General features: G+C 71.8%; 16 protein-coding genes. 11 read left to right on the forward strand and 5 right to left on the reverse strand.

Annotated features, from left to right (window positions below; genetic code table 11):
• Nucleotides 1-192 precede the first annotated feature (192 nt).
• The 6 genes from ACIBJB_RS03665 (at nucleotide 193) to ACIBJB_RS03690 (ending at nucleotide 6,563) form a co-directional block, all read left to right on the forward strand.
• Entirely contained in the window at nucleotides 193-1,407 is a 1,215-nt protein-coding gene (locus tag ACIBJB_RS03665; RefSeq protein ID WP_398926099.1) for an NAD(P)/FAD-dependent oxidoreductase, read from the forward strand.
• A 1-nt stretch (nucleotide 1,408) separates the two neighbouring features.
• A complete protein-coding gene (nirB, locus tag ACIBJB_RS03670; protein ID WP_398926101.1) occupies nucleotides 1,409-4,012 on the forward strand; it encodes a nitrite reductase large subunit NirB in 2,604 nt (867 codons plus the stop codon).
• Entirely contained in the window at nucleotides 4,009-4,359 is a 351-nt protein-coding gene (nirD, locus tag ACIBJB_RS03675; RefSeq protein WP_398926103.1) for a nitrite reductase small subunit NirD, read from the forward strand. Before nirB ends, nirD begins: the two co-directional genes overlap by 4 nt.
• 46 nt (nucleotides 4,360-4,405) lie before the next feature.
• The gene (locus tag ACIBJB_RS03680) at nucleotides 4,406-4,990 is read left to right on the forward strand and encodes a TetR/AcrR family transcriptional regulator (protein ID WP_398926105.1); all 585 of its coding nucleotides are present in this window, start codon (nucleotides 4,406-4,408) and stop codon (nucleotides 4,988-4,990) included.
• 88 nt (nucleotides 4,991-5,078) lie between these two features.
• On the forward strand, nucleotides 5,079-5,840 hold the full coding sequence (locus tag ACIBJB_RS03685; protein WP_398926107.1) for an SDR family NAD(P)-dependent oxidoreductase: 762 nt from the start codon (nucleotides 5,079-5,081) through the stop codon (nucleotides 5,838-5,840).
• 72 nt (nucleotides 5,841-5,912) lie between these two features.
• Nucleotides 5,913-6,563, forward strand: coding sequence for a LysE family translocator (locus tag ACIBJB_RS03690; RefSeq protein WP_398926108.1), 651 nt, complete (start codon nucleotides 5,913-5,915; stop codon nucleotides 6,561-6,563).
• A gap of 13 nt (nucleotides 6,564-6,576) precedes the next feature.
• Here ACIBJB_RS03690 and ACIBJB_RS03695 read toward each other — a convergent pair whose 3' ends face one another.
• Nucleotides 6,577-7,503 (reverse strand): oxidoreductase, encoded by a 927-nt coding sequence (locus tag ACIBJB_RS03695; RefSeq protein WP_398926110.1) that lies wholly within the window; start codon nucleotides 7,501-7,503, stop codon nucleotides 6,577-6,579.
• A 177-nt stretch (nucleotides 7,504-7,680) separates the two neighbouring features.
• Here ACIBJB_RS03695 and ACIBJB_RS03700 point away from each other — a divergent pair, with 177 nt between their 5' ends.
• Nucleotides 7,681-8,166, forward strand: a complete 486-nt coding sequence (locus ACIBJB_RS03700) for an excalibur calcium-binding domain-containing protein (RefSeq protein ID WP_398926112.1) — start codon at nucleotides 7,681-7,683, stop codon at nucleotides 8,164-8,166.
• A 170-nt stretch (nucleotides 8,167-8,336) separates the two neighbouring features.
• Here the strand turns inward: ACIBJB_RS03700 and ppdK are convergent, their stop codons facing one another.
• Nucleotides 8,337-11,057, reverse strand: a complete 2,721-nt coding sequence (ppdK, locus tag ACIBJB_RS03705; protein WP_398926114.1) for a pyruvate, phosphate dikinase — start codon at nucleotides 11,055-11,057, stop codon at nucleotides 8,337-8,339.
• A 418-nt stretch (nucleotides 11,058-11,475) separates the two neighbouring features.
• A complete protein-coding gene (locus ACIBJB_RS03710) occupies nucleotides 11,476-12,678 on the reverse strand; it encodes an ROK family protein (RefSeq protein WP_398926116.1) in 1,203 nt (400 codons plus the stop codon).
• A 120-nt stretch (nucleotides 12,679-12,798) separates the two neighbouring features.
• On the opposite strand from ACIBJB_RS03710, the gene ACIBJB_RS03715 reads away from it, so the two are divergent.
• The 3 genes from ACIBJB_RS03715 (at nucleotide 12,799) to ACIBJB_RS03725 (ending at nucleotide 18,113) form a co-directional block, all read left to right on the forward strand.
• The gene (locus tag ACIBJB_RS03715) at nucleotides 12,799-14,223 is read left to right on the forward strand and encodes an MGH1-like glycoside hydrolase domain-containing protein (protein WP_398926118.1); all 1,425 of its coding nucleotides are present in this window, start codon (nucleotides 12,799-12,801) and stop codon (nucleotides 14,221-14,223) included.
• Nucleotides 14,220-16,160 carry a glycogen debranching N-terminal domain-containing protein gene (locus tag ACIBJB_RS03720; RefSeq protein WP_398926120.1) on the forward strand — a complete coding sequence of 647 codons (1,941 nt, stop codon included), beginning with the start codon at nucleotides 14,220-14,222 and terminating at the stop codon, nucleotides 16,158-16,160. Before ACIBJB_RS03715 ends, ACIBJB_RS03720 begins: the two co-directional genes overlap by 4 nt.
• 222 nt (nucleotides 16,161-16,382) lie before the next feature.
• Nucleotides 16,383-18,113 (forward strand): CDP-alcohol phosphatidyltransferase, encoded by a 1,731-nt coding sequence (locus tag ACIBJB_RS03725; protein WP_398926122.1) that lies wholly within the window; start codon nucleotides 16,383-16,385, stop codon nucleotides 18,111-18,113.
• A gap of 432 nt (nucleotides 18,114-18,545) precedes the next feature.
• Here ACIBJB_RS03725 and dusB read toward each other — a convergent pair whose 3' ends face one another.
• Complete coding sequence (gene dusB / locus ACIBJB_RS03730) at nucleotides 18,546-19,670, reverse strand: tRNA dihydrouridine synthase DusB (protein ID WP_398926124.1); 1,125 nt, start codon at nucleotides 19,668-19,670, stop codon at nucleotides 18,546-18,548.
• A 96-nt stretch (nucleotides 19,671-19,766) separates the two neighbouring features.
• Between dusB and ACIBJB_RS03735 the strand changes: the two genes are divergently transcribed.
• Nucleotides 19,767-21,212, forward strand: coding sequence for an MFS transporter (locus tag ACIBJB_RS03735; protein ID WP_398926128.1), 1,446 nt, complete (start codon nucleotides 19,767-19,769; stop codon nucleotides 21,210-21,212).
• A 75-nt stretch (nucleotides 21,213-21,287) separates the two neighbouring features.
• Here the strand turns inward: ACIBJB_RS03735 and ACIBJB_RS03740 are convergent, their stop codons facing one another.
• Nucleotides 21,288-25,661 carry an HAD-IC family P-type ATPase gene (locus ACIBJB_RS03740; protein ID WP_398926130.1) on the reverse strand — a complete coding sequence of 1,458 codons (4,374 nt, stop codon included), beginning with the start codon at nucleotides 25,659-25,661 and terminating at the stop codon, nucleotides 21,288-21,290.
• Between the last annotated feature and the right edge of the window lie 5 nt (nucleotides 25,662-25,666).

Here is a 25,666-nt window from a genome sequence, read left to right on the forward strand (position 1 = left end):
GGAGGACGGGCCGTAGGCCGCGCCGTACGTCCTCACCGGCACCGACGCCCGCACCGCGGTCCTCCTCACAGTGCGCACCGGCCGTGCGCGCCGAACCCTCACATCCGGTCCCGGCACCTGCTGAGGGCAGCGTTCCCCGCGGGAAACAGACGTGATGCGGTCGGGTAACACCCGCAACGCACGCTCGTGGACATGACCTCGAATACGCGTGTGGTGGTGATCGGCGCCGGGCTCGCGGGCGTCCGGCTCGCCCGGCGGCTCGGAGAGCTCGGCACGCCCGTGACGCTCGTCGGCGAGGAGGAGCACCGCCCGTACAACCGGGTGCTCCTCGCCGAGGTGCTGGCGGGACGGTACACCCCGGACGTGATCGCGCTGCCGGCACCGGCCGCGCTGACCCGCGCCCGGGTCCTGGGCATCGACCGCGAGGCGCGGACCGTCGAGTGCGCGGACGGTTCGAAGATCGCATACGACCGGCTGGTTCTGGCCACCGGCTCGAACCCGGTCCTGCCGCCGCTGCGCGGTCTGTTCACCCCCGACCACGAGCTGCCGGAGGGCGTCCACGCCTTCCGCACCATGGACGACTGCCTGGGTCTTTCCAAGGCGGTCCGGCCCGGAGTGAAGGCGATCGTGATCGGCGGCGGACTCCTCGGGGTCTCGGCGGCCCGCGCGCTCGCCCAGCGTGGCGCCCAGGTCATACTGGCCCAGCAGTCCGAGCGGCTGATGGAGCGCCAGCTCGACCCGAGCGCGTCCAAGCTGGTCCGGCGCCACCTCGGGGACCTCGGCGTCGAGGTCCACACCGATCTGCGCGTCCGTGACGTGCGCTGCGTCGGCGGCGCGGTCCGCTCGGTCGAGATGGCCGACGGATACGCCCTCGACGCCGAGATCGTGGTCCTGGCCTGCGGGGTCCACCCCCGTGTCGGTCTCGCGCAGACCGCGGGCCTCCAGGTCCGCAAGGGAGTCGTCGTCGACGACGAACTGCGCACGTCCGACCCGTACATCCACGCCATCGGCGACTGCGCCCAGCACGACGGCAATGTCTACGGCCTCGCCACCCCGGCCCTCGAACAGGCCGATGTGCTCGCCGAGTTGCTGGCCGGTCGGGCGAACGCCCGCTACACCGGCACCCGTTCGCTGACCCGGCTCACGCTGCCCGGCCAGAGCGCCTTCGACCTGGCGGCGTTCGGCGAGACCGAGGCGCTCCCGGGCGACGACGTCGTCCAGCTCGCGGACGCCACCCGCGGCACCTATCGCAAGGTCGTCGTCCGCGACGACCGCCTGGTCGGCGGGGTCCTCGTCGGCGAACTCGGCACCGTCGGCGCGCTCGCCCGCGCCTGGGAGGGAGCAGAGCCGCTCCCCTCCGACGGCGGCCCGCTGCTCCACCTGCTCACCAACGATGGAGGCTCCTGAGATGACCGCCACCCCGGGGCCCACCCCCACGATCGTGCTCGTCGGCCACGGCATGGTCGGCCAGCGCTTCCTCGAAGCTCTCGCCGAGCGCGGCATGACCGCCACCCACCGCGTGGTCGTGCTGTGCGAGGAGCCGCGTCCCGCGTACGACCGCGTCGCGCTCACCTCGTACTTCTCGGGCAAGACGCCAGAAGACCTGTCCATGACGGACATGGAGTTCATCGAGACGCACGGCATCGAGCTGTACGTCGGCGACCCGGCCGTCGCCGTCGACCGCGAGGCGAAGAAGGTCACCGCGAAGTCCGGGCAGGTCTTCGCGTACGAGACCCTCGTCCTCGCCACCGGCTCCTACCCGTTCGTGCCGCCGGTCCCCAACAAGGACGCCCAGGGCTGTTTCGTCTACCGCACGATCGAGGACCTCCTCGCCATCGAGGAGTACGCGAAGACCCGCACCACCGGTGCCGTGGTCGGCGGCGGTCTGCTCGGTCTGGAGGCGGCCGGCGCGCTGAAGGGTCTCGGACTGACCTCCCACATCGTGGAGTTCGCGCCGCGGCTGATGCCGGTGCAGGTCGACGAGGGCGGCGGCGCGGCGCTGCTGCGCACCATCGAGGAGATGGGCCTGAGCGTCCACACCGGGGTGGGCACCCAGGAGATCGTGGTCGACGCCGAAGGTGCCGTCACCGGCATGAAGCTCTCCGACGGCAGCGAACTCGCCACCGACCTGGTGGTGTTCAGCGCCGGTGTCCGCCCTCGCGACCAGCTGGCCCGCGACTGCGGTCTGACGGTCGGCGAGCGCGGCGGCATCACCGTCGACGAGCAGTGCCGTACGGTCTCCGACCCGCACGTCTTCGCCATCGGCGAGTGCGCGCTGGCCGCCGACGGCCGGGTGTACGGCCTGGTGGCCCCTGGTTACGAGCAGGCCGAGACGGCCGCGGCGACCATCGCCGCCGACGAGGGCGAGGAGTTGTCGTTCACCGGCGCCGACCTCTCCACCAAGCTGAAGCTGCTCGGCGTGGACGTGGCGTCCTTCGGTGACGCGCACGGCACCGCCGAGGACTGCCTGGACGTCGTCTACTCCGACTCCCGCTCGGGCCTGTACAAGAAGCTGGTCATCGGCCGGGACGGCACGCTGCTCGGCGGCATCCTGGTCGGCGACGCGGAGGCGTACGGCACGCTGAAGGCGTTCACCGGTTCGGTCCCGCCGGTCTCGCCCGAGTCGCTGGTGCTGCCCGCCGGTGCCGGGGAGTCGGTCCAGCTCGGCCCGACCGCGCTGCCGGACGACGCGATCATCTGCTCCTGCAACAACGTCCGCAAGGGCACGATCCGCGCCGCGGTCACCGACCACCAGTGCACGACCGTGCCCGAGGTGAAGAAGTGCACCAAGGCCGGTACCACCTGCGGCAGTTGCGTCAAGGTGCTCGGCCAGCTGGTCACCGCGGAGCTGGAGGCGTCCGGCGTCGAGGTCGACAAGGGCCTGTGCGGCTGCTTCTCGCAGACCCGCGAGGAGCTCTACGAGATCGTCCTCGCCCTGCGCATCAACACCTACCAGGACCTCCTGGACCGCTACGGCCGCGACGGCGCCAAGGGCGGCGACGGCTGCGAGATCTGCAAGCCGGCGGTCGCCTCGATCATCGCCTCCCTCGCCCCGACCATCGGCGCGAGCAACTACGTCCTGGACGGCGAGCAGGCGTCCCTGCAGGACTCCAACGACCACTTCCTCGCCAACATCCAGAAGAACGGCTCCTACTCGGTCGTGCCGCGCATCCCCGGCGGTGAGATCACCCCGGAGGGTCTCATCGTGATCGGCGAGATCGCCCGCGACTTCGGTCTCTACACGAAGATCACCGGTGGTCAGCGGATCGACATGTTCGGCGCCCGCGTCGAGCAACTCCCGTTGATCTGGACCCGGTTGGTGGACGCCGGCTTCGAGTCCGGCCACGCCTACGGCAAGTCCCTGCGCACGGTGAAGTCCTGCGTCGGCCAGACCTGGTGCCGCTACGGCGTCCAGGACTCGGTCCGCATGGCGATCGACCTGGAGCTGCGCTACCGCGGCCTGAGGTCGCCGCACAAGCTCAAGTCGGCGGTCTCCGGGTGCGCCCGCGAGTGCGCCGAGGCCCAGTCGAAGGACTTCGGCGTCATCGCCACGGCGAGCGGCTGGAACCTGTACGTCGGCGGCAACGGCGGTGCGACCCCGCGCCACGCGGACCTGCTGGCCCAGGACCTCACCGACGCCGAACTGATCAAGCTGATCGACCGGTTCCTGATGTTCTACATCCGCACCGCGGACCGTCTGGAGCGCACCTCGACCTGGCTGGAGCGCATCCCGGGCGGCCTGGACCACGTCCGTGACGTGGTCGTGGAGGACTCCCTCGGCATCTGCGAGGAGCTGGAGTCCCTGATGACGGCCCACGTGGCGCACTACGCCGACGAGTGGGCGACCACCATCAACGACCCCGAGAAGCTCGCCCGGTTCGTGTCCTTCGTGAACGCCCCCGACACCCCCGACCCGGTCGTCGGCTTCGTCCCCGAGCGCGACCAGATCAAGCCCGACCTGCCGCTGCTGACCATCGGACACCGCCCCCTGGAAGGAAGCGCCCAGCGATGACCCTGGCACCCGAGACCACCGACCTGAAGGTCGAACTCCGGCTGAACGACGACTGGTTCGCGGTCTGCGAGCTGGCCCGGCTGCTCCCCGGCCGGGGCGTGGCGGCCCTGCTGCCCGACGGCCGTCAGGCGGCCCTGTTCCGCGACCGCGCCGGCAACCTGTACGCCGTCGACAACCGCGACCCCTTCGGCGGCGCGGCGGTCCTCTCCCGCGGCCTCACCGGCACCCACCAGGGCCGCCCGTTCGTGGCCTCGCCGCTCCTGAAGCAGCGCTTCGACCTGGAGACCGGGCAGTGCCTGGACGACGAGTCGGTGCGGATCACGACGTACGCGGTGCGGGCGGCGTAACCGGGTTTCTTGACCGATCGTTCTCGATGGTCCTAGTCTCCCGTACGTGGCCAGGACCAAGGAGTTCGATCCCGAGGCCGCGCTGCAGGCAGCTCTGGAGCTGTTCTGGCGGCGCGGCTACGAGGCGACGTCGATGTCCGACCTGGTCGAGCATCTCGGCATCGGGCGGGCCAGTGTCTACGCGACCTTCGGCAGCAAGCACGAGCTGTATCTGAGGGCGCTGGACCGCTACGACCGGGCAGGACTCCCGCCGATCGTGCGGGAGTTGTCCCAACCGGGGCCCGCACTGCCGGCCGTGCGCGCAGTCGTACGGCGGTACGCCACGGAGGCGGCCGACGAGCAACTGCGCCGGAACGGCTGCATGGTCACCAACGCGGCGGCCGAACTGGCCCCGCACGACCCGGCGGCCGCGCGGCACGTCGAGCGCAACTGGGACCAGCTGGAGACCGTGCTGCACTCGGCGCTGGTCCGCGCGCAGGCGCAGGGCGAACTGGCGGCGGACCGCGACCCGTTGACCCTCGCGAGGATGCTGCTGGTGCTACTCCAGGGACTGCGGGTCGTCGGCAAGGCGTCGGCGGACCCGGCGCGGGTGCGGGACGCGGCGGAACAGGCGCTGGCGCTGCTCGACTGAACTCTTTCAGGGCAGGCGGCGCCCCTTTTTTTGCCGCCATACTGAACCGATCGGTCAAGAATAAGTCGGTCAAGAATCAGGGGAGATCATGACGCGCTTCACCGGCAGGGCCGCTCTCGTCACCGGCGCGGGCTCGGGAATCGGCCGCGCCATCGCCCTGGCGTTCGCCGCGGAGGGTGCGCAGGTGGTCGTCGCCGGACGCGGGCGGGAGCCGCTGACGGAAACGGTCCGGCTGATCGAGGAGGCGGGCGGCAAGGCGCTCATGGTGACCGGGGACGTCGCGCGGGAGGCCGAGATACAGGCCGTCGTGGACGCCGCGGTGGACCGCTTCGGCTCGCTCGACGTGGCCGTCAACAACGCGGGGGTGTTCCGGGGCGGGCAGCCCTTGGCCGAACTGTCGTCGGCGGACTGGCAGGAGCAGCTCGACATCAACCTCACCGGGATGTTCCTGGCGCTCCGGGCCGAGATCCGCCAGATGCGCTCGCAGTCCTCCGGCGGCGCGATCGTGAACATCGCCTCCACGTTCGGCGCCCACACCCGCGCCCCCGGCGCCGCCGCGTACGCCGCCACCAAGGCGGCCGTCTCCGCCCTCACCCGGGGCGCGGCCCTGGACCACATCCACGACGGCGTCCGCATCAACGCGGTCAGTCCCGGCGCGGTGGACACCCCGATGTCCCTGCGCGCCGGCGAGACGGAGGCGGACCGCGCCGAGCGTGTGAAGGCCGCCCTCCCCCTGGGCCGTGTCTCGACCAGGTCCGAGATCGCCGCCGCCGTCCTGTACCTGGCCTCGGACGACGCCTCGTCGGTGGTGGGCACCGACCTGGTCGTGGACAGCGGTGCGACGGCCTGACAGATCCGCCGACGAAGATCGGCCGGCGAAAATCCGCTGGAGGGCGCGGGTCCTGCGTGCTTGCATGGCGCCATGGTGCCCACCGACCGTCTTCTCGCCTTCGCGGCCATGTCGTTCCTGCTGATCGTGGTCCCCGGACCCAGCGTGCTCTTCGTGATCGGCCGGGCGCTCGCTCAGGGACGGCGTGCCGCCCTGACCACGGTGGCCGGGAACACGGTCGGCGCCTATGTGCTGGTCCTGGCCGTCGCGTTCGGGGTCGGCTCGATCGTGGAGCGCTCGGTCCTGGTCTTCACCACGCTCAAGCTCGCCGGTGCCGCCTACCTCGTGTACCTGGGCGTCAAGGCGTGGCGCGGGCGCGGGTCGCTGCGCGCTGTGTTCGCCGAGGGCGTGACGGCCGCGGCGGCGGGGCACGGCGGTCTGCGGACGTTCTGGGAGGGGTTCGCGGTCGGTGTGACCAACCCCAAGACCATCGTGTTCTTCGCCGCCGTACTGCCGCAGTTCGTGGACCGCGGCCAGGACCACGTGGCCGTGCAGATGCTGCTGCTCGGGCTGGTGTTCAACGTCATCGCGCTGGTCTCCGACGCCGTGTGGGGGCTGGTCGCGGCGACCGCGCGGGGCTGGTTCGCCCGCTCGCCGCGCCGCCTCTCCCTGGTGGGCGGGGTCGGCGGACTGACCATGATCGGGCTGGGCGTGACGGTGGCGGTGACCGGCCGCAAGGACTGAGGGCTCGGAGGTCTCAGGCCTTCAGGGCGTCGTACGCCACTCCCGTGAGCTCCTCCGAGGCGGCCCAAAGGCGCTGCGACGCCCGGTCGTCCCGTGTCCAGGGGGCCCGCCAGGAGGGGGCCGGGGAACCGCGCCACCCTGCCAGGGACGGGCCGGTGAAGGAGTCGGGCGGTACGTCGGGGGCGGTGGCGGCGTAGAGGGTGGGCAGGGCCCCGGCGTCGGCGGACTGGGCGAAGAAACGGTTACCGACCCGTATGAAGCGTTCCGCCGCCCTGCGGCCCGACATCTTCGGGCCCGCCGTCTGGAGGTTGGTGGCCGCGTACCCCGGGTGCGCCGCCGCCGCGACCACGTCCGAGCCGTGGGCGGCCAGCCTGCGGGCCAGTTCGTGGACGAAGAGCAGATTGGCGGTCTTGGAGCGGGCGTAGGCGACCCAACGGCGGTAGCAGCGCTCGCTGTTGAGGTCGTCGATGTCGATGTTGGCCAGCGCGTGCGCCGTGCTGGACACGGTCACGACGCGTGCGGCGGGTGTCTCGAGAAGCGTGGGCAGCAGCAGGCCGGTCAGCGCGAAGTGGCCCAGGTGGTTCGTGCCGAACTGCGTCTCGAAGCCGTCCGCCGTGGTTCCGTACGGCAGTGCCATCACGCCCGCGTTGTTGATCAGCAGGTCGAGGCGGTCGTAGGGATACGCCGTCGCGAACTCCCGTACGGAGGACAGGTCGCCGAGATCCAGGCGGGCGAACTCCACCTCGGCGCCCGGCACTTCGGCGACCAGCCGCTTCCCGGCCTCGGCACCGCGCGCCTCGCTGCGGCAGGCGAGCACCACACGGGCACCCCTGCGGGCGAGTTCCCGCGCGGTGACGTACCCGATGCCGCTGTTGGCCCCGGTGACGACGGCCACGCGTCCGCTCTGATCGGGGATGGCCTTCGCACTCCAACCTGACATGGCCGGGCTCCCTCCACGGATGGGGTGGGATCCACCCTACGAGCGCGGCGCAGCGGATGTAATCCGTTCCCCCACCACCGCCTGACATGTAATGGTCACGGAATGAACACTTCACCTCCACAATCGCGGCCCCGGCATTACGGTCATCCCCTCACGTAACACCTCCAGGGGGACGACATGGCCAACCCGTACAACAATCAACCCACCCCGCCGTGGCAGCCGACACCGACGCCGACGCCCGCTTCCCGACCCGCCCCGAAGTGGGCCCGTAAGCGGTACGTCCTGCCGGCCCTCGCGCTCGCGCTGTTTCTCGGCATCGGCATAGGCGCCGGCGACCCGGACAAGACGACGAACGACGCGAAGCCCGCCGCCGCCAAGCCGCAGCCGACGGTGACCGTGACGGCGACCACCACGGCGACGGCGACGGCCGAACCGGAACCGGCGGCCACGGTGACCGCCACGAAGACCGTCAAGGTCACCAGGACGGTCACGGCACAGGCCGAGGCGGACACCGGCTCCGGGGCCGATCCGGACCCCGGCAGCGTCTCCTACGCCAACTGCTCCGAGGCCCGCGCCGCCGGCGCCGCACCGATCCACCGAGGCGAGCCGGGCTACGCCTCCCACCTGGACCGGGACAACGACGGGGTGGCCTGCGACAGCTGAGCCGTCGGCAGCGGACTCGCGGCCTCAGCCGCAACGAAAGGGCGGCACCCCCGCACAAGGGTGCCGCCCTCTCTTCGTGATCCGGAACCGCCGCCCATCGGATGAGGGTCGGGGACGGGCGGCGGATCCGGGGTTCCAGGGCCGTCAGGGCCGTCAGGCCCGTCAGCTGCCTATCGGTGGTCGCTGCCGTTCGCCGTGATCGCCGCGCGCCCCGCCTCCAGGCGGGCCACCGGGATGCGGAACGGGGAGCAGGAGACGTAGTCCAGACCCACCTCGTGGAAGAAGTGGACCGACTCCGGGTCGCCGCCGTGCTCGCCGCAGACGCCGAGCTTGAGGTCGGGGCGGGTCGCGCGGCCCGCCTCGGCGGCCAGCTTCACCAGGGAGCCCACGCCGTCCTTGTCGATCGTCTCGAACGGGGAGACGCCGAAGATGCCCTTCTCCAGGTAGGCCGTGAAGAAGCTCGCCTCCACGTCGTCCCGGCTGAAGCCCCACACCGTCTGGGTGAGGTCGTTGGTGCCGAAGGAGAAGAACTCTGCGGCCTCCGCGATCTGGCCGGCGGTCAGCGCGGCGCGCGGGAGCTCGATCATCGTGCCGATCGACAGCTTCAGGTCCACACCCGTCGCCGCCTCGACCTCCGCGACGACCTGGTCGGCCTCCTCGCGGACGATCTCCAGCTCCTGGACCGTGCCCACCAGCGGGATCATGATCTCCGCGCGCGGGTCGCCCTTGGCGTTCTTGCGTTCGGCCGCGGCCTCCGCGATCGCGCGGACCTGCATGGTGAACAGGCCGGGGATGACCAGGCCGAGGCGCACTCCGCGCAGGCCCAGCATGGGGTTCTGCTCGTGCAGCCGGTGCACGGCCTGGAGCAGCCGCAGTTCGTTCTCGTGCGGCTCCTGACGGGACTCCGCGAGCGCCACGCGGACCGACAGTTCGGTGATGTCGGGCAGGAACTCGTGCAGCGGCGGGTCCAGCAGCCGTACCGTCACCGGCAGCCCGTCCATCGCCGAGAACAGCTCCACGAAGTCCTGCTTCTGCAGCGGGAGCAGCGCCTTCAGCGACTCCTCGCGCTCGGCCTCCGTGTCGGCCAGGATGAGCCGCTCGACCAGCTCGCGGCGGTCACCGAGGAACATGTGCTCGGTACGGCACAGGCCGATGCCCTGGGCGCCGAAGCGACGGGCGCGCATCGCGTCCTCGGCGTTGTCCGCGTTGGCCCGCACCCGCAGGCGCCGCTTGCGGTCGGCGAACGCCATGATCCGGTGCACGGCCTCGACCAGCTCGTCGGCGTCGTTGGCACCGGCGTGCATCCGGCCCTCGAAGTACTCCACGACGGGAGAGGGGACGACCGGGACCTCACCGAGGTACACCTTGCCGCTCGAACCGTCGATGGAGATCAGGTCGCCTTCCTCCACGACGTGTCCGCCCGGGACCGTCATCCGGCGCCGCTTGGTGTCGACCTCCAGCTCCTCCGCGCCACAGACACAGGTCTTGCCCATGCCGCGCGCGACCACGGCCGCGTGGGAGGTCTTGCCGCCGCGCGAGGTCAGGATGCCCTCGGCCGCGATCATGCCGTCCAGGTCGTCCGGGTTCGTCTCGCGGCGGACCAGGATGACCTTCTCGCCCGAACGCGACCACTTCACCGCGGTGTACGAGTCGAAGACCGCCTTGCCCACGGCCGCGCCCGGCGAGGCCGCGATGCCCCGGCCGACCTGCGCGACCTTGGTGTTCTCGTCGAAGCGCGGGAACATCAGCTGCGCGAGCTGGGCGCCGGTGACGCGCTGGAGCGCCTCCGCCTCGTCGATCAGGCCCTGGTCCACCAGCTGGGTCGCGATCCGGAAGGCCGCACCCGCGGTGCGCTTGCCGACCCGGGTCTGGAGCATCCACAGCTGACCGCGCTCGATGGTGAACTCGATGTCGCAGAGGTCCTTGTAGTGGTTCTCCAGCGTCTCCATGATCTGCATCAGCTGGTCGTACGACTTCTTGTCGATCTGCTCCAGCTCCGCGAGCGGGACGGTGTTGCGGATGCCCGCGACGACGTCCTCGCCCTGGGCGTTCTGGAGGTAGTCGCCGTAGACGCCCTGGTGTCCGGAGGCGGGGTCACGGGTGAACGCGACGCCGGTGCCGGAGTCCGGGCCGAGGTTGCCGAAGACCATCGAGCAGACGTTGACCGCGGTGCCCAGGTCGTGCGGGATGCGCTCCTGGCGGCGGTACAGCTTGGCGCGGTCGGTGTTCCAGGAGTCGAAGACCGCGTGGATGGCGAGGTCCATCTGCTCGCGCGGGTCCTGCGGGAAGTCCCGGCCCGCCTCCTTCTTGACGATCTTCTTGAAGGCGGTGACGAGCTTCTTGAGGTCGGCGGCCTCCAGGTCGGTGTCGACCGTGACCTTCTTGGCCTCCTTGGCCTTCTCGAGGGCCTCCTCGAAGAGGTCGCCGTCGACGCCGAGGACGGTCTTGCCGAACATCTGGATGAGCCGTCGGTAGGAGTCCCAGGCGAAACGGTCGTCGCCGGCCTGCTGGGCGAGACCCTGGACCGACTTGTCGGAGAGACCGATGTTCAGGACCGTGTCCATCATTCCCGGCATGGAGAACTTCGCGCCGGAGCGGACGGAGACGAGCAGCGGGTCGTCGGCCTGGCCGAGCTTCTTGCCCATGCGCTGCTCCAGCGCGTCGAGGTGCGCACTCACCTCGTCACGCAGTGCCGCGGGCTCCTCGCCGCTGTCCAGGTAGACCTTGCAGGCTTCCGTCGTGATGGTGAAGCCGGGGGGAACGGGGAGTCCCAGGTTGGTCATCTCGGCGAGGTTCGCTCCCTTGCCACCCAGGAGGTCCTTGAGGTCCTTGTTTCCCTCGGTGAAGTCATAGACGAACTTCGCTACGTGGGGTTCTTTGTTTTCCGACACGGGTCTCGACTCCCTCGAGGACGCGGTGGCTGCCCTGACGGCGAGGAACATACCCAGATCGAAGGCGTCTGGGTACGTCTACTCGGGCGTCATACGCCCGTAACCAGTCGTCCGCCAGCGGATCGAAAGTCAAAGCTTGGCAAGCGACAGGCGGCGGATGTTTTCACTTCTTGAACGCGGCAACCCCCACAAGCGCTTTCAACCGCTCATCAGAGCGGCCATTCGCCCGTCTGATTTCGATCGATGAACGATCAAGGGGTGGCACTCAGTGCCACCCCTTGGAGAAGTGCAGTCGCCCAAGATCCGCTCATCCGAGCGGCACCCTTCTCAAGGGTGGCGAGAATCACGCTGCCACAGGGCGCCGGATTTCACCATGCGGACGCGCATCCGGACGGAAACGGAGGCGGAAACACGGACGTCATACGCCCATGGCCAGCAACCTCTCCTCGACCCGCTCGGGCGCGTACAGATGCTCCACGACCAGCGCACCCGCCCCGATCAGCCCGGCCCGCTCCCCCAGCCGCGAGGTAACGACCTCGAGGCGGGCGGTGGAGCGGGGCAGCGCCCGCTGGTACAGCAGCTCCCGGACACCCGTGAGGAAGGGAGTACCGGCCAGATCTCCGGCGATCATCAGAACCCCGGGGTTCAGCAGGGTCACGACGGTCGCCAGCACGTCCCCGACCTGCCGCCCCGCATCACGTGCGAGCGCCGCCGCCTCCGGATGCCCGGAGGCGAGCAGGTCGCGCACATCCGAGCCCGAGGCCGCCGGCACCCCGGCCGCCGCCAGCCGCCGCGCTACGGCACCCCCGCTCGCGACGGCGGCGAGACAGCCGTAGGAACCGCACCGGCACAGCGCCTCCGCGCCCGCGGGGACCCGGATGTGGCCGAGGTCGCCCGCGCCGCCGTCGATGCCCCGGTAGACCGAGCCGTCGACCACGACTCCGGCACCGATGCCCGTCGAGACCTTGACCAGGACGAACGCCGAGCAGTCGGGGTACGCCGTGCGCTGTTCGCCGTACGCCATGAGGTTGGCGTCGTTGTCGACGAGCACGGGGACCGGACCGGCCCCGGTGTGCTCGGTGAAGGCTCCGGACAGGCGGCCTCTTATGTCGTAGCCGTCCCAGCCCGGCATGATCGGCGGCTGGACCACCCGTCCGCTCTCCAGGTCGACCGGGCCCGGCACGGCGAGCCCGATCCCGCAGACCTCCTCCGCGCGGTGCCCGGCCTTCTCCAGCAGCTCGGCGAACCAGCGGCCCAGCTCGCCGAGCACGGCGTCCGGGCCGTCCTCGATCGCCAGGGCGCCGCTGTGCTCGGCGAGGATCTCGCCGGTCAGTGACACCACGCACGCGCGCGCGTGCCGGGTCTCCAGGTCGGCGGCGAGGACGACGGCATGGGCGTCGTCGAACTCCAGGGTGATGGAGGGGCGGCCGCCCAGCGGGGAGTCGACGGGACCCCCGGCGCCCTCGCGCAGCCAGCCCGCGCGGAAGAGCCGGTCGAGGCGCTGGCCGACGGTCGCCCGGGACAGTCCGGTGGCCTGCTGGAGCGCCCCGCGCGTGACGGCTCGCCCGCTGCGGACCAGTTCGAGCAGATCTCCGGCGCCGGTCTGACTCCGTCCGGTCATGCACACCCCCTTGTGTTTCTCAACTCTGCATTACATTCTGAGTTTTGCGTGTTAAATAGACGTAACCCTAAGGTAGCCCTGACCGAACCGCTCGGTCACACGTCTTTCGGGGAGCCCCGAGTGGATCGCACTGCCCAGCTCATCACCCCTTCCGCGGCGCGCTCGATCGCATACGATCCGCCGGGTTCGTCACATTCCCTGCACGTCAGGGCGGCGAGGGTGCTGGAAGGCAACTGGACCGGCGTCTCCACGGTGCCCTCGCGCAGTCTGTACCCGCACCAATGGTCCTGGGACTCCGCGTTCATCGCGATCGGCCTGCGCCACCTCTCCCCGCTGCGGGCCCAGACCGAGCTGGAGACGCTGCTGGCGGCCCAGTGGGGCGACGGGCGCGTCCCGCACATCGTCTTCAACCCCTCCGTACCGCTCGACGCGTACTTCCCGAGCCCCGACTTCTGGCGCTCCTCGACCGCGGGGCACGCCGCGGGCGCCCCGCGCACCGTACAGACGTCCGGCATCGTGCAGCCACCGGTGCACGCCCTGGCGGTGTGGCTGGTCCACCGCGCCGACCCCGGTCTGTCCCGTGCGCGCGGCTTCCTCGCCCGGATGTACCCGCGCCTGGCCGCCTGGCACCGCTACCTCCTGCACCGCCGCGACCTGGGCGGCGGCGGCCTCGCGTCCGTCGTGCACCCCTGGGAACAGGGTATGGACAACAGCCCCGCCTGGGACCTCCCGCTCTCCCGCGTCACACCGGCGCCGGCCCGCTCCTTCCGCCGCGCCGACCTCGACCACGGGGCCGCCGAGGACCGGCCGACGGATCTGGACTACGGACGGTACGTGCGGCTGGCGACGGACTACCGGGACGGCGGATACGCCGACGGCGGTGGCGAGTTCGCCGTCGAGGACCCGGCCTTCAACGCCCTGCTCATCGCCTCCGAACACGCCCTCGCCCGGATCGCCGAGGAGCTGGGGGCGCCCGGCACGGCCCGGCACGCGCGCGCGGAGCGGCTGACGGCGGCGCTGGTGGACCGGCTGTGGGACCCGGCGAGCGGGATGTTCCTCTGCCGGGACCTGCGAGGATCCGCCCAGGACAGGCGCGGCGCCCTGATCCCCGAGCGCGGAGTCTCCGGTCTGCTCCCCCTGCTGCTCCCCAGCCTCCCGCGGGACATCGTCACGGAGGTCGTGCGGACGGCCTCCGGCCCCCACTTCGGCCTCGGCACCACCACCCGCCTAGTCCCCAGCTACGACCTCCTCGGCGAGGCCTTCGACCCGCACCGCTACTGGCGCGGTCCGGCCTGGTTCAACACCGCCTGGCTGCTGGAGCGCGGGCTGCGCACCCAGGGCGAGCACCGCCGGGCCGACGCGCTGCGGGAGTCGGCCCTGGAACTCGCCGGGACCACCGACTTCGCGGAGTACGTCGACCCGTACACCTCAGAGGCCTGCGGGGCGACCGGCTTCAGCTGGACCGCCGCGCTCGCGCTCGACCTGCTGCACAGCGACACCACAGTCACGGCGGACATGGGACTCAAGGGAGGGAACCGGCGATGACGGACCGGCATCATCTGCTCGTGCACGGCGGGACGTTCGCGGCCGTGGGTGACGGCGGGGACATCAGCGGCGTCCGGGGCGGCGGCAGTTCCCCGGACGGACTGTTCGTACGCGACGCCCGGCACCTGAGCCGCTGGCAGCTCACGGTCGACGGCGCCGTACCGGAGGCGCTGTCGCCGGTGGCCGACGGCGACACCGCGCGCTGTGTCCTCGTCCCGCGCGGCGGCCGCCAGGAGCCGCCCGCCTGCACACTCTTCCGCGAACAGGCGGTGGGGGACGGCTCGTTCGTCGAGTCCCTCCGGGTCACCAGCAACCGCCCGGTGCCGACGACGGTCCGCCTCGCGGTCACCGCGGACGCCGACTTCACCGACCAGTTCGAACTCCGCTCCGACTACCGCACCTACACGAAGACCGGCGCGACCCGCCGCCGCGAAATCCTCGACGACGGCGTGGAGTTCACCTACCAACGCGCCGAGTGGCGTTCGTGTACGACGGTGACGGCCGACCCCGCCCCGGACGGCGTCGAGGAGACGGGCACCGGAGCCAGGCGCCTGGTCTGGACGCTGGACCTGGAGCCGCACGGCACGGCCGAGCTGACGCTGCGGGTGATGGCCCGCCCGCACGGCGACAAGCGGGCCCGCCGGGTACCGAGCTCCCCGGCCGCACTGAACCGCCAACTCCTCTCGCTGGAAGGCGAGTTCGTGGAGGGCATCGCCTTCCCGACCGGCTGGCCGGAGCTCGCCGCCGCCTGCGCCCGCGGTCTCGCCGACCTCGCCTCGCTCCAGGTCCCGGCGACCGGCCCCGACGGCGAGGACCTGCGTGTCCCGGCCGCCGGAGCCCCCTGGTTCCTCACCCTCCTCGGCCGTGACGCCCTCCTCACCTCGCTCTTCGCCCTCCCCTACCGCCCCCAGCTGGCCGCCGCGACGCTCCCCGCGCTCGCCGCGACCCAGGCCACCGAGACCGGCGCGGCCTCCGTGGCCCAGCCCGGCAAGATCGTGCACGAGGTGCGGCACGGAGAGCTGGCCCACTTCGGGCAGGTGCCGTACGGCCGCTACTACGGCTCGGTCGACGCCACCCCCCTGTTCCTCGTCCTGCTCGGCGCCTACGTGGAACACACCGGGGACCTCCCGCTCGCCCGGCGCCTGGAGCCGCACGCCCGTGCGGCGATCGGCTGGATGCTCGACCACGGCGGACTCACCTCGCGCGGCTACCTCGTCTACCGCGCCGACCAGGGCGGCCTCGCCAACCAGAACTGGAAGGACTCCCCCGGGTCGATCTGCGGCGCCGACGGGAGCCGCCCGAGCGGACCGGTGATGGCCGCGGGCGCCCAGGGCTATGCGTACGACGCGCTGCGCCGGACCGCGTGGGTCGCGCGCACGGTGTGGGAGGACGAGACCTACGCGGCGCTCCTCGAACAGGCCGCGGCGGACCTGCGGGACCGCTTCCAGCGGGACTTCTGGATGCCGGACCGCACTTTCCCCGCGCTCGCCCTGGACGGCGAGGGCCGACAGGTCGACGCGCTGGCCTCCGACGCCGGGCATCTGCTGTGGTCCGGTCTGCTCGACAAGGAGTACGGAGAACTGGTGGGGCGGCGGTTGCTGGAGCCGGACTTCTTCTCCGGGTGGGGGGTCCGGACACTGGCGGCCGGACAGGCGGCGTATCACCCGCTCTCGTATCACCGGGGCTCGGTGTGGCCGCACGACAACGCGTTGATCACGCTGGGCCTGGCCCGGTACGGCCTGCACGACGAGGCACGGGCGGTGGCCCACGGGCTGGTGGACGCGGCGACGGCCACCGGGCACCGGCTGCCGGAAGTCCTCGCCGGGTACGGGCGGGACTCCCATGCGGAGCCGGTGCCGTACCCGCACGCGTGCGTACGGGAGTCCCGGTCCGCCGCGGCGCCGCTCGCGCTGCTGACGGCGGTGGGAGGCGCGTGAGCGCAGGGGCCGAAAGGTTGTGTGGCGTCTGCGGGGCAGTGGGGGCTGATCGCGCAGTTCCCCGCGCCCCCAAAAGCCGAATCTGACCGTTGACCACGCGTTTGCCCGGTGTTTGCCCGCAGCGGTGAACTGCTGCCGGAAGCGGGACGTACGGGAATGTGGCGGATCCGAGACCCCATATCGGGTCCGCCTCCTACCAGGACCGTACGGAAGGACCCTCGGGTGTCCGAGACCCTTGCAGAGAGCACGTCACCCGAGGCCGAGGCGACGGATGCGGACGGTACGCCGGCCGGGAAGCGGTCCTGGCGGGACACGCACCCCACCGCCGTACGCAACACGCGGTGGGCCCTCAACATCCTGGCCGCCCTGCTCGTCCTCGGCGCCCTGCTCCTCCCGAACAAGGTGCCCTATCTGCACCCGCGGGCGTTCGTGCGGATTCCGGCGGAGGCGATCATCGGGGCGGCCGTGGCGCTGGCGCTGCCGCGTCGGCCGCGGCTGGTGGTGGCCGTGGTGTCCGGGGTAGGGCTCGGAGCGATGACAATCATCAACCTGCTCGACATGGGATTCAACGACTACCTCGGGCGCCCCTTCAATCCCGTCCTCGACTGGGAGTTGCTCGACGACGCGCAGTCGTATGTCGCGGACTCGATGGGCAAGGGAGTGGCGGTCGCTGCCGCGGTCGGCGCGGTCGCCCTCGTACTCCTCCTGCTGGCTCTCATGGCGCTGGCGATGGTCCGGCTGAGCGGTCTGCTGGTCCTGGACCGGCAGACCGCCACCCGGGGCACCCTCGTCGCGGCCACCGTCTGGGTCACCTGCTCCGCGCTCGGTCTGCAGATCTTCGGCATTCCGCTGGCCTCCGAACACACCGCCGCGCTCGCCGCCACCCAGGCCAAGCGGGTGCTGTACACCGTGCGGGACGAGGCGGAGTTCCAGAAGGTGGCCAAGGCCGACGCCTTCGGGAACACGCCCGGCTCCCAGCTGGTGCCCGACCTGCGCGGCAAGGACATGATCTTCACTTTCATCGAGAGCTACGGCCGCAGCGCCGTCGAGGACCCGGCGATCGCGCCCGGCGTGGACAGGACCCTCGACACCAGCACCGCGGCCCTCGCGAAGGCCGGCTTCCACGCGAAGAGCGGCTGGCTGACGTCGGCGACGTACGGCGGCAGCAGCTGGCTGGGCCACTCGACGACCCTCACCGGCCTGTGGATCGACAACCAGCAGCGCTACCGCACGGTCATGGCCAGCGACCACCTCAGCCTCACCAAGGCCTTCAAGAAGACCGGCGCCTGGGACACGGTCGGGGTGATGCCGGGCGTCCAGAAGGGCTGGCCCGAGCAGAAGTACTACGACCTCGACAAGGTCTACAACGCCTTCCAACTCGGCTACCAGGGACCCAAGTTCAGCTGGTCGACGATGCCCGACCAGTACGCCCTGGAGGCCTACCAGCGCCAGATCCACGGCAAGAAGCGCGACAAGCCGCTGATGTCCGAGATCATCCTGACCTCCAGCCACCAGCCCTGGGCACCCATCCCGAAGATGGTCGACTGGAACGACCTCGGCGACGGCTCGATCTTCAAGCCCATCCAGAAGGCGGGCAACAAAGCCTCCGACATCATCGCCGACCCCACCCGCTCCAAGCAGGAGTACGGCAAGTCCATCTCCTACTCGGTGACCTCACTGACCCAGTGGCTGGAGCGCTACGGCAACGACGACACGGTCCTCGTCTTCCTCGGCGACCATCAGCCGATCGCCCGGGTCAGCGGGGAGAACGCCAGCCGTGACGTGCCGATCTCCATCGTCGCCAAGGACCCGAAGGTCCTGGACAAGATCGCCTCTTGGAACTGGACGGACGGCCTGAAGCCGGCCCACAACGCCCCGGTCTGGAAGATGAGCTCCTTCCGAGACCGCTTCCTGACGGCATACGGCTCGACTCCACACCCGTCAAAGGGGTGACGCTGCGCCTACGGGGGTGCCGGGTCGGGTAGTCGGGCGACTGCGGCCCGGTGGGGGCTGGTCGCGCAGTTCCCCGCGCCCCTAAGGAGTTGCAGTCACCCGGGCCACGACGGACCGATCCCCACCTCGCGCGCCGCGGCCGGCTGTTGGTCGCACCGTGCGCCACGACGGGCCGTTGGCCGCGTACGGCGCGCAGGGGACGGGGTGGGGGGTGTCCGCCCGCAGCGGCCGGCGTCCGTTACCGAGCACCGCCAAAGCAACCGAGCCGCCCGAACCAAGAACGACCCCCCCCCCCCCCCCCCCCCCCCACCCCCCCCCCCCCGCGCTACACAAGCCCCCACCGGAGCCGAAACGGGCCGCCGCAGGCACAAAAGGGGCGCGGGGAACTGCGCAAAAACGCCCGCCCCCACCGAACCCGCGCCCGAAAGCCGCTCAACCCCCCGACGTATCCAGCTCCGCCTCCTCCCCAACCCCCGCCCCACAGTCGTACGGATCCTTCAGCCAACCGTCCGGCAGCACCACCCGGTTATTGCCGGACGTACGACCACGCGGCCCGTCCGCGCCGACCGGCCACGGCTGGTCCAGGTCCAACTCGTCCAGCCCGGACCGCAGTTCCGCCAGCGACGACGTGATCGCCAGCCGCTTGCGCATCTCGCTGCCGACCGCGAAGCCCTTCAGATACCAGGCCACGTGCTTACGGAAGTCGATGACCCCACGGGCCTCGTCCCCGATCCACTCCCCCAGCAACGTGGCATGCCGGACCATGACATCCGCCACCTCCCGCAACGAAGGCCGCGCAACGTCGTCCGTACGCCCCTCGAACGCCGCCACCAGATCCGCGAACAGCCACGGCCGCCCCAGACACCCCCGCCCGACGACCACCCCGTCGCAGCCGGTGGACGCCACCATCCGCAGCGCGTCCGACGCCGACCAGATGTCCCCGTTGCCGAGCACGGGAATCTCCGGCACGTGGTCCTTCAGGCGGGCGATCGCGTCCCAGTCCGCCGTGCCGCCGTAGTGCTGAGCGGCGGTACGGCCGTGCAGAGCAATCGCCGTGACCCCCTCCTCGACCGCGATCCGCCCGGCGTCCAGATACGTGATGTGGTCGTCGTCGATCCCCTTGCGCATCTTCATCGTGACCGGCAGATCCCCCGCCCCGCTCACGGCCTCGCGCAGGATCGCCCGGAGCAGAGGACGCTTGTACGGCAGCGCGGACCCGCCCCCCTTCCGCGTCACCTTCGGCACCGGACACCCGAAGTTCAGGTCGATGTGGTCGGCGAGATCCTCTTCCGCGATCATGCGGACGGCCTTGCCGACGGTGGCCGGGTCGACGCCGTACAGCTGGATCGAACGAGGCGTCTCGCTCTCGTCGAAGTGGATCAGCTGCATGGTCTTCTCGTTGCGCTCGACGAGCGCCCGGGTCGTGATCATCTCGCTGACGAACAGCCCCTTCCCGCCGCTGAACTCCCGGCACAGCGTGCGGAAGGGCGCGTTGGTGATCCCGGCCATGGGGGCCAGGACGACGGGGGGCTGGACGGGGTGAGGGCCGATCTGCATTCCCCCATTGTCACGCATCCCTCCCGCAGCCCGGCCAATGATCATGCATCAACCATTAGTTAGACGCACTATTGAAATCGGCGTACGATGGCATTCATGCCCGAGCTCAGCCATCGCCGACGCATGCTGGTACTCGCGATCTGCTGCATGAGCCTGCTGATCGTGAGTCTCGACACCACCGCCCTCAACGTCGCCCTGCCCGCCATGCAGCGAGGCCTGGACGCGAGCACGGCGGGCCTCCAGTGGACGATCGACGCATACACCCTCGTCCTCGCCTCGCTGCTGATGCTGGCCGGCTCCACCGGCGACCGCATCGGCCGCAAGCGCGTCTTCATGGCGGGCCTGATCGTCTTCACGATCGGCTCCGCGCTGTGTTCCGCCGCCCCGAACCTGGAGGCGCTGATCGCCTTCCGCATGGTGCAGGCGGTCGGCGGTTCGATGCTCAACCCGGTCGCGATGTCGATCATCACCAACACCTTCACGGACCCGCGCGAGCGGGCACGGGCGATCGGGGTGTGGGGCGCGGTCGTCGGCATCTCCATGGCCGCGGGACCGCTGGTCGGCGGCGTGCTCGTGGACTCGGTCGGCTGGCGCTCGATCTTCTGGGTCAACCTGCCGGTCGGCCTCGCGGCCCTGCTGCTCACCCTGCGGTACGTGCCCGAGTCCCGGGCGCCGAAGGCCCGCCGCCCCGACCCGGTCGGCCAGGTCCTGGTGATCGCGCTGTTCGGCTCACTGACGTACGCGATCATCGAGGCGCCGGCCTCGGGGTTCTCCTCCGTCCTGCCCTTCGCCGTCGTGGCCGTCGTCGCCCTGGCCGGACTGCTCTGGTACGAGCCCCGGCGTGACGAACCCCTCATCGACCTGCGGTTCTTCCGGTCCGCGCCGTTCAGCGGGGCCACGGTGATCGCGATCAGCGCGTTCGCGGGACTTGGCGGATTCCTGTTCCTGTCGACGCTGTACCTGCAGAACGTCCGCGGGCTGGACGCGCTGCACGCCGGCCTGTGGATGCTGCCGATGGCAGTGCCGATGTTCCTGTGCGCGCCGCTGGCCGGGCGGCTGGTGGGGAGCCGGGGGCCGAGGCTGCCGTTGGTGATCGCTGGGGTCGCCATGACGGTGAGCGGGGTGCTCTTCGCGGCTTTCGACGCGGAAACGTCCGACGTGACGCTGTTCCTCGGGTACATGTTGTTCGGAATCGGGTTCGGGTTCGTCAACGCGCCGATCACGAACACGGCGGTGTCGGGGATGCCGCGGGCCCAGGCGGGGGTTGCCGCCGCGGTCGCGTCCACGAGCCGTCAGCTGGGGCAGACGCTCGGGGTCGCGGTGATCGGGGCGGTGCTGGCCTCAGGGGTGAGCTCGTCGTCGTACCGGGAGAAGTTCGTGTCTGCTGCCGTGCCGGGGTGGTGGATTCTGGCCGGGTGCGGGGTCGCTGTGCTGGTGCTCGGGGCGGTGACCACTGGGCCGTGGGCCCGGCGTTCTGCTGAGCGGACGGCTGAGCGGCTGGAGTCCGTGGAGGTTCGCGAGGCGGCGGGGGTCAGCGCGTAGTTCGGCGGCTGCGAGCCGGTGGGGGTTGCTCGCGCCCACGCGGCGGTAGCCGCACATCGATACAGCCCCGCGCCCCTAAAGTGCGTCAACTCGGCTCAGTCGATTCAGTACCGTTCGCTCCAGTACAGGCACAAACCTCTGCCCCGCCAGCGCCAGCACGATCGCCGCCGCCACCCCCGCCCACGCCAGCGGCCCCAGCGGCGTGCAGCCGAACAGCTGGCTCACGCCCGGTGTCTCCACCAGCGCGACCAACGCCGCCGCCGAGCCCAGTGACGTCACGCGGACCAAAGGACTCTCCCGACGGTCCGCCCAGGTCTGGGCCAGCTGCGTGCCCACCACCGCGCACAGTGCCATCGTCGTCGAGCGGCGGGCCGTGCCCGGGGTGAAGCGGCCGATCAGCCAGGCCACGGTGGCGCCCAGGCACGTGGTGATCGCGCGGTCGCGGATCTGTCGGGTCAGGGCGGCGCCCAGGATCGTGTCGACCGAGGGCTCGTCCTCCGTCGGTTTCTCCGTCGGCGTCACCGCCACCGCCATCGCCGGGAACAGGTCGGTGAAGAGGTTCACCAGGAGCATCTGGCGGGTGGACAGGGGCGCGGCGCCCGACAGGAGCGTGCCGAGGATGCCGAAGCCCACCTCGCCCGCGTTGCCGCCGATGAGGATGGCGATGGCGTCGGCGACGCTGTGCCACAGGGCGCGGCCCTCGCGGACGGCCTCGATGAGGACGGTGAGGTCGTCACCGGTCAGGACGAGGTCGGCGGCGTTGCGGGCGGCGGCCGAGCCGCGGGCGCTGATGCCGACGCCGATGTTGGCGGCGCGGATGGCCGCCGCGTCGTTGGCGCCGTCGCCGACCATGCCGACGACCCGGCCCGCGTCCCGGAGCGCCTCGACGACCTGGAGTTTCTGCTCGGGCGCGACCCGGGCCACGACATCGGCGTCGCGCAGCATCCGGGAGCGGGCCGAACGGTCGGCGGCGGCCAGTTCGTCGCCGGTGACGACCGTGGCGTCCTCGGGCCAGCCGAGGTCGGTGGCGATGGCGTGGGCGGTCTGCGGGTGGTCGCCGGTCAGCACGACGGGCCGTACGCCCGCCTCGCGCAGCCCCCGGACGAGGGCCGGGGAGGTCTCCCGGGCGACGTCGGCGAGAGCCAGGAGCCCCACGAACTCCAGGTCCCGCAAAGGCTCCTCGAGTACGGCCTTCTCGTCGCCGCCACCGTAGCCGTCGCCGTAGCCGTCACCGTCGAGCGGACGCCGGGCCACCGCCAGGACGCGCAGGCCGTCCCGGGCCAGCGACTGGGCCCGTTCGGAGGCCTCGCCGGGCAGGTCGGCGCAGGCGGGCAGGACGGTCTCGGGGGCGCCCTTGATGACGAGGACCGGGGAACCGTCGCCCGGGTGTCCGACGGCGGCGGCGTATCCGCGGCCGGCCTCGAAGGCGAGGCCCTCCAGTTGCGTCCACTCCTCGTCGGGGGCGGCGGCGTCCAGGACGGCCTCGTCGGTGGCGTGGGCCGGGCGCTGCTCGGAGTCGCCGTCGAGCTGGGGGCAGGCACGGGCGGCGATCCGCAGCGGGCCGTCCGCGCCGGGCTCGTCGAGGGTGTACACCGTGCCGTTCGCGTCGGTGACCCGGACCAGGCGCAGCCGGTTCTCGGTGAGCGTGCCGGTCTTGTCGAAGCAGATGGTGTCCATGCGGCCCAGGGCCTCCAGGGTGCGCGGGGCGCGGACCAGGACGCCGTGCGCGCTGAGCCGGCGGGCCGCCGCCAGCTGGGCGACCGTGGCCACCAGCGGCAGCCCTTCCGGTACGGCGGCCACCGCGACCGCGACCCCGCCGCTGACCGCCTGCCGCAAGGGCGTGCCGCGCACCAGGGCGAGCCCGGTGACCGCGGCGCCGCCCGCCATCGTCAACGGCATTGCCTTGCGGGTGAGTTCCTGGAGCCGGGCCTGGACTCCGGCGGCGGCCGGGTTGCGGGCGGCGAGCGCGACGGCGCGGGCGGCCTCGGTGCGGTCGCCGGTGTCCACGACGACCGCGCGGGCCTGTCCGGCCACCACGGTCGTGCCCTCGAAGACCATGCAGTGCCGTTCGGCGACGGGGGCGCGCGGGCTCGGGTCGGTGGACTTGTCCACCGGGAGGGACTCGCCGGTCAGCGCGGACTCGTCGACCTCCAGGCCGTCCTCCCACAGCAGGCGGGCGTCGGCGGGCACGACGTCGTCCAGCGTGAGCTCGATGACGTCCCCCGGGCGCAGCTTGGCGGCGTCGACGACATGCGGCTCCCGGTCCTCCTCCGCGACCCGGGCCTTCTGCTTCTGCTGGGCGAGCAGCCCGGACAGGGCCCGCTCGGCACGCAGCCGCTGGAGTCCGCCGACGAGGGCGTTCAGGTCGAGGGCGCCGACCACCAGCAGGGCGTCCATCGCGGACCCGAGGATCGCGGACGCGGCCGAGCCGACCGCCAGGACGGGGGTCAGCGGGTCGTCCAGCTCCCCGCGCACGGCCCGGGCGAGCTGCGCCGACCACCGGACGGGGGCCAGCACGGGCAGTCGTACGACGGTGTCGGCGGCGGTGCGGACCCGTTCGGTCGTCTGCTCGACCAGCGTCGGCTCCGGGGGTGCCTCCTGTTCCAGCCGGTCGCGTACGTCGTCCGGGTCCAGGGCGTGCCAGGCGACCCGGGGACGTGGGTGCGGAGGATTCGCGGTGGCCACGCGGAGGGCGGCGCGGGTGCCGGTGAAGAGGGCGGCGGCCGCGGCGGCGTCGACGGGCGCGTGCCGGAGGCCGGGGAGTGCCGTAGGGCGTCCGCCGCGGCCCGGCTCGCCGACGGCGACGAGGAGTCCGGACAGGGCGGCGCCCGAGCGGGCCAGGGTCTGGGAGCGGTGGCCGACCGCGCGGGCCGCCGGTACGGCGGTCAACAGCCGCCAGACGTCGGGCAGTCCGTGCGGGGCGAGGATGTCGGCGCCCCAGGCGACCGCGCAGCCGCCGTCGGTGAGGGAGACGGCCACGTCGCCGCGGAGGAGTCCGGCGACGACGTCGGCGTCCTGGGGGCGGGCGATGGTGAGCACGCCACCGCCACCCTCGTCCTCGCCGTCGCCGTCGCCGTCGTGGCGGAGTTGGTCGACGATGTCCCTCAACGGGCGTTCAGCGTCCACGACTTGGTCGGCGAGGCCGGTGAAGTCGGCCAGTGCGGGGTCGTCCACGACGACGACGCGCAGTCCGGCGCGCCGGGCCGCGTCCAGCACGGGTTCCGCCCAGGGGTCCGCGCCCGCGCCCGGGGTGCGCAGGGCGCTCGGGTGCAGGAGGACGGTGCCGACGGTCTCCAGTTGTCGCAGCCGGTCCGGGTCGCGCACGAGGACGCCGGAACGGGACAGCGCTGTGCTCAGTACGGCGTGGAAGGCGGCGGGGCCGTAACGCGCGGCCTTCGGGGAGCCCGCGAGGACCGCCTCCGCGGCCTCGGTCACATTGTGTTTGACGAGCATCGCGGCGACCGCGCCGGCGATGCTGCCTGCCGAGGCGTGGCCCGCGTAATCCTGGGCGGGCGAGGGGCGCGGCGGCGGGCGCAGGGCCAGGTCCGCGGGCACGCTCTCCCGGTCCGGGACGCACAGGTCGTCGTGGACGGCCTCGAAGGTGGCCGTCCGTACGACCGCCTCCGCCAGCTGGCAGGTGCGCAGCGTTCCGTCCAGCAGCAGGGAGGTGGGGCTGTGACCGGCGCCGTGCACGGCGGCGTTGGCGACGGCCAGCGCCACGTCCATCCGCGCGTTCCCGAGCCGCCCTCCCAGCCAGCCCCTGAAGCGAGGGTTCTCCCGCAGCAACGTCACCACCGCCGTCACCGGCCGCGGCGAGGCCGGCAGCCGCAGCGCGGACCCGGCGAACGCGGCGGCGGCTCCGACGGCGTCGGCGGCGAGCGCCACGCCGACGGTCCGGATGGAGCCGGGGTCACCGGGGTGATCGAACTCCTCGACATCCTGGTCGGCCGCCACCAGCCCGTGCCGCTCGGCAAGCGCCGAGACCCGCTCCACGACCCGCTCGGTGGCCACTCCCTCCGCCGCGGTCACGACGAGCCGCCCGAGTCCCTGGTCCCAGTAGGCCAGAGCGATGTCGGGGTGCTCGGCGAGGGCGGTGACGAGACGGCGGGCGCGGTGTTCGGTAGGGGTGGAGCCCGGCGGTGGGGACGCGGGGACGGCACCGGTCTCCGGGTCGGCCCACTGTTCTCCGTACTCCCCGCCCCCGTTCGTCTGCGCGCGCAGCGCCAGATGGGCCCGCGGGCCCGCTCGCCAGCCCTGGGGTGCTCCCGGGAGGGCCGCCCGGACGGCCCTGGTCGCCCGGGCCGTGAAGTCCGCGGTGCGGACGCCGGCCCGGGCCGTTCCGGCCACCGCTCCCGCGGCCGCGCCGACCGCTGCGGGGGTCCCCCTGGCCAGCAGGCGCGGGCCGGCCAGGACGAGGCCCGCGGCGGCTGTCGTGAGTCCTCGGTTCATCACTG

This window comes from Streptomyces sp. NPDC050759 (genome assembly GCF_044456945.1).
Classification (GTDB): domain Bacteria; phylum Actinomycetota; class Actinomycetes; order Streptomycetales; family Streptomycetaceae; genus Streptomyces.

What these genes read in the sequence shown, in the direction of transcription:
- dusB (WP_398926124.1), bottom strand. Translation starts at nt 19,670, where the DNA reads ATGCAGATCGGCCCTCACCCCGTCCAGCCCCCCGTCGTCCTGGCCCCC.
- ACIBJB_RS03690 (WP_398926108.1), top strand. Translation starts at nt 5,913, where the DNA reads ATGGTGCCCACCGACCGTCTTCTCGCCTTCGCGGCCATGTCGTTCCTG.
- ACIBJB_RS03665 (WP_398926099.1), top strand. Translation starts at nt 193, where the DNA reads ATGACCTCGAATACGCGTGTGGTGGTGATCGGCGCCGGGCTCGCGGGC.
- ACIBJB_RS03695 (WP_398926110.1), bottom strand. Translation starts at nt 7,503, where the DNA reads ATGTCAGGTTGGAGTGCGAAGGCCATCCCCGATCAGAGCGGACGCGTG.
- ACIBJB_RS03700 (WP_398926112.1), top strand. Translation starts at nt 7,681, where the DNA reads ATGGCCAACCCGTACAACAATCAACCCACCCCGCCGTGGCAGCCGACA.
- ACIBJB_RS03735 (WP_398926128.1), top strand. Translation starts at nt 19,767, where the DNA reads ATGCCCGAGCTCAGCCATCGCCGACGCATGCTGGTACTCGCGATCTGC.
- ACIBJB_RS03740 (WP_398926130.1), bottom strand. Translation starts at nt 25,661, where the DNA reads ATGAACCGAGGACTCACGACAGCCGCCGCGGGCCTCGTCCTGGCCGGC.
- nirD (WP_398926103.1), top strand. Translation starts at nt 4,009, where the DNA reads ATGACCCTGGCACCCGAGACCACCGACCTGAAGGTCGAACTCCGGCTG.
- ACIBJB_RS03685 (WP_398926107.1), top strand. Translation starts at nt 5,079, where the DNA reads ATGACGCGCTTCACCGGCAGGGCCGCTCTCGTCACCGGCGCGGGCTCG.
- nirB (WP_398926101.1), top strand. Translation starts at nt 1,409, where the DNA reads ATGACCGCCACCCCGGGGCCCACCCCCACGATCGTGCTCGTCGGCCAC.
- ACIBJB_RS03720 (WP_398926120.1), top strand. Translation starts at nt 14,220, where the DNA reads ATGACGGACCGGCATCATCTGCTCGTGCACGGCGGGACGTTCGCGGCC.
- ACIBJB_RS03710 (WP_398926116.1), bottom strand. Translation starts at nt 12,678, where the DNA reads ATGACCGGACGGAGTCAGACCGGCGCCGGAGATCTGCTCGAACTGGTC.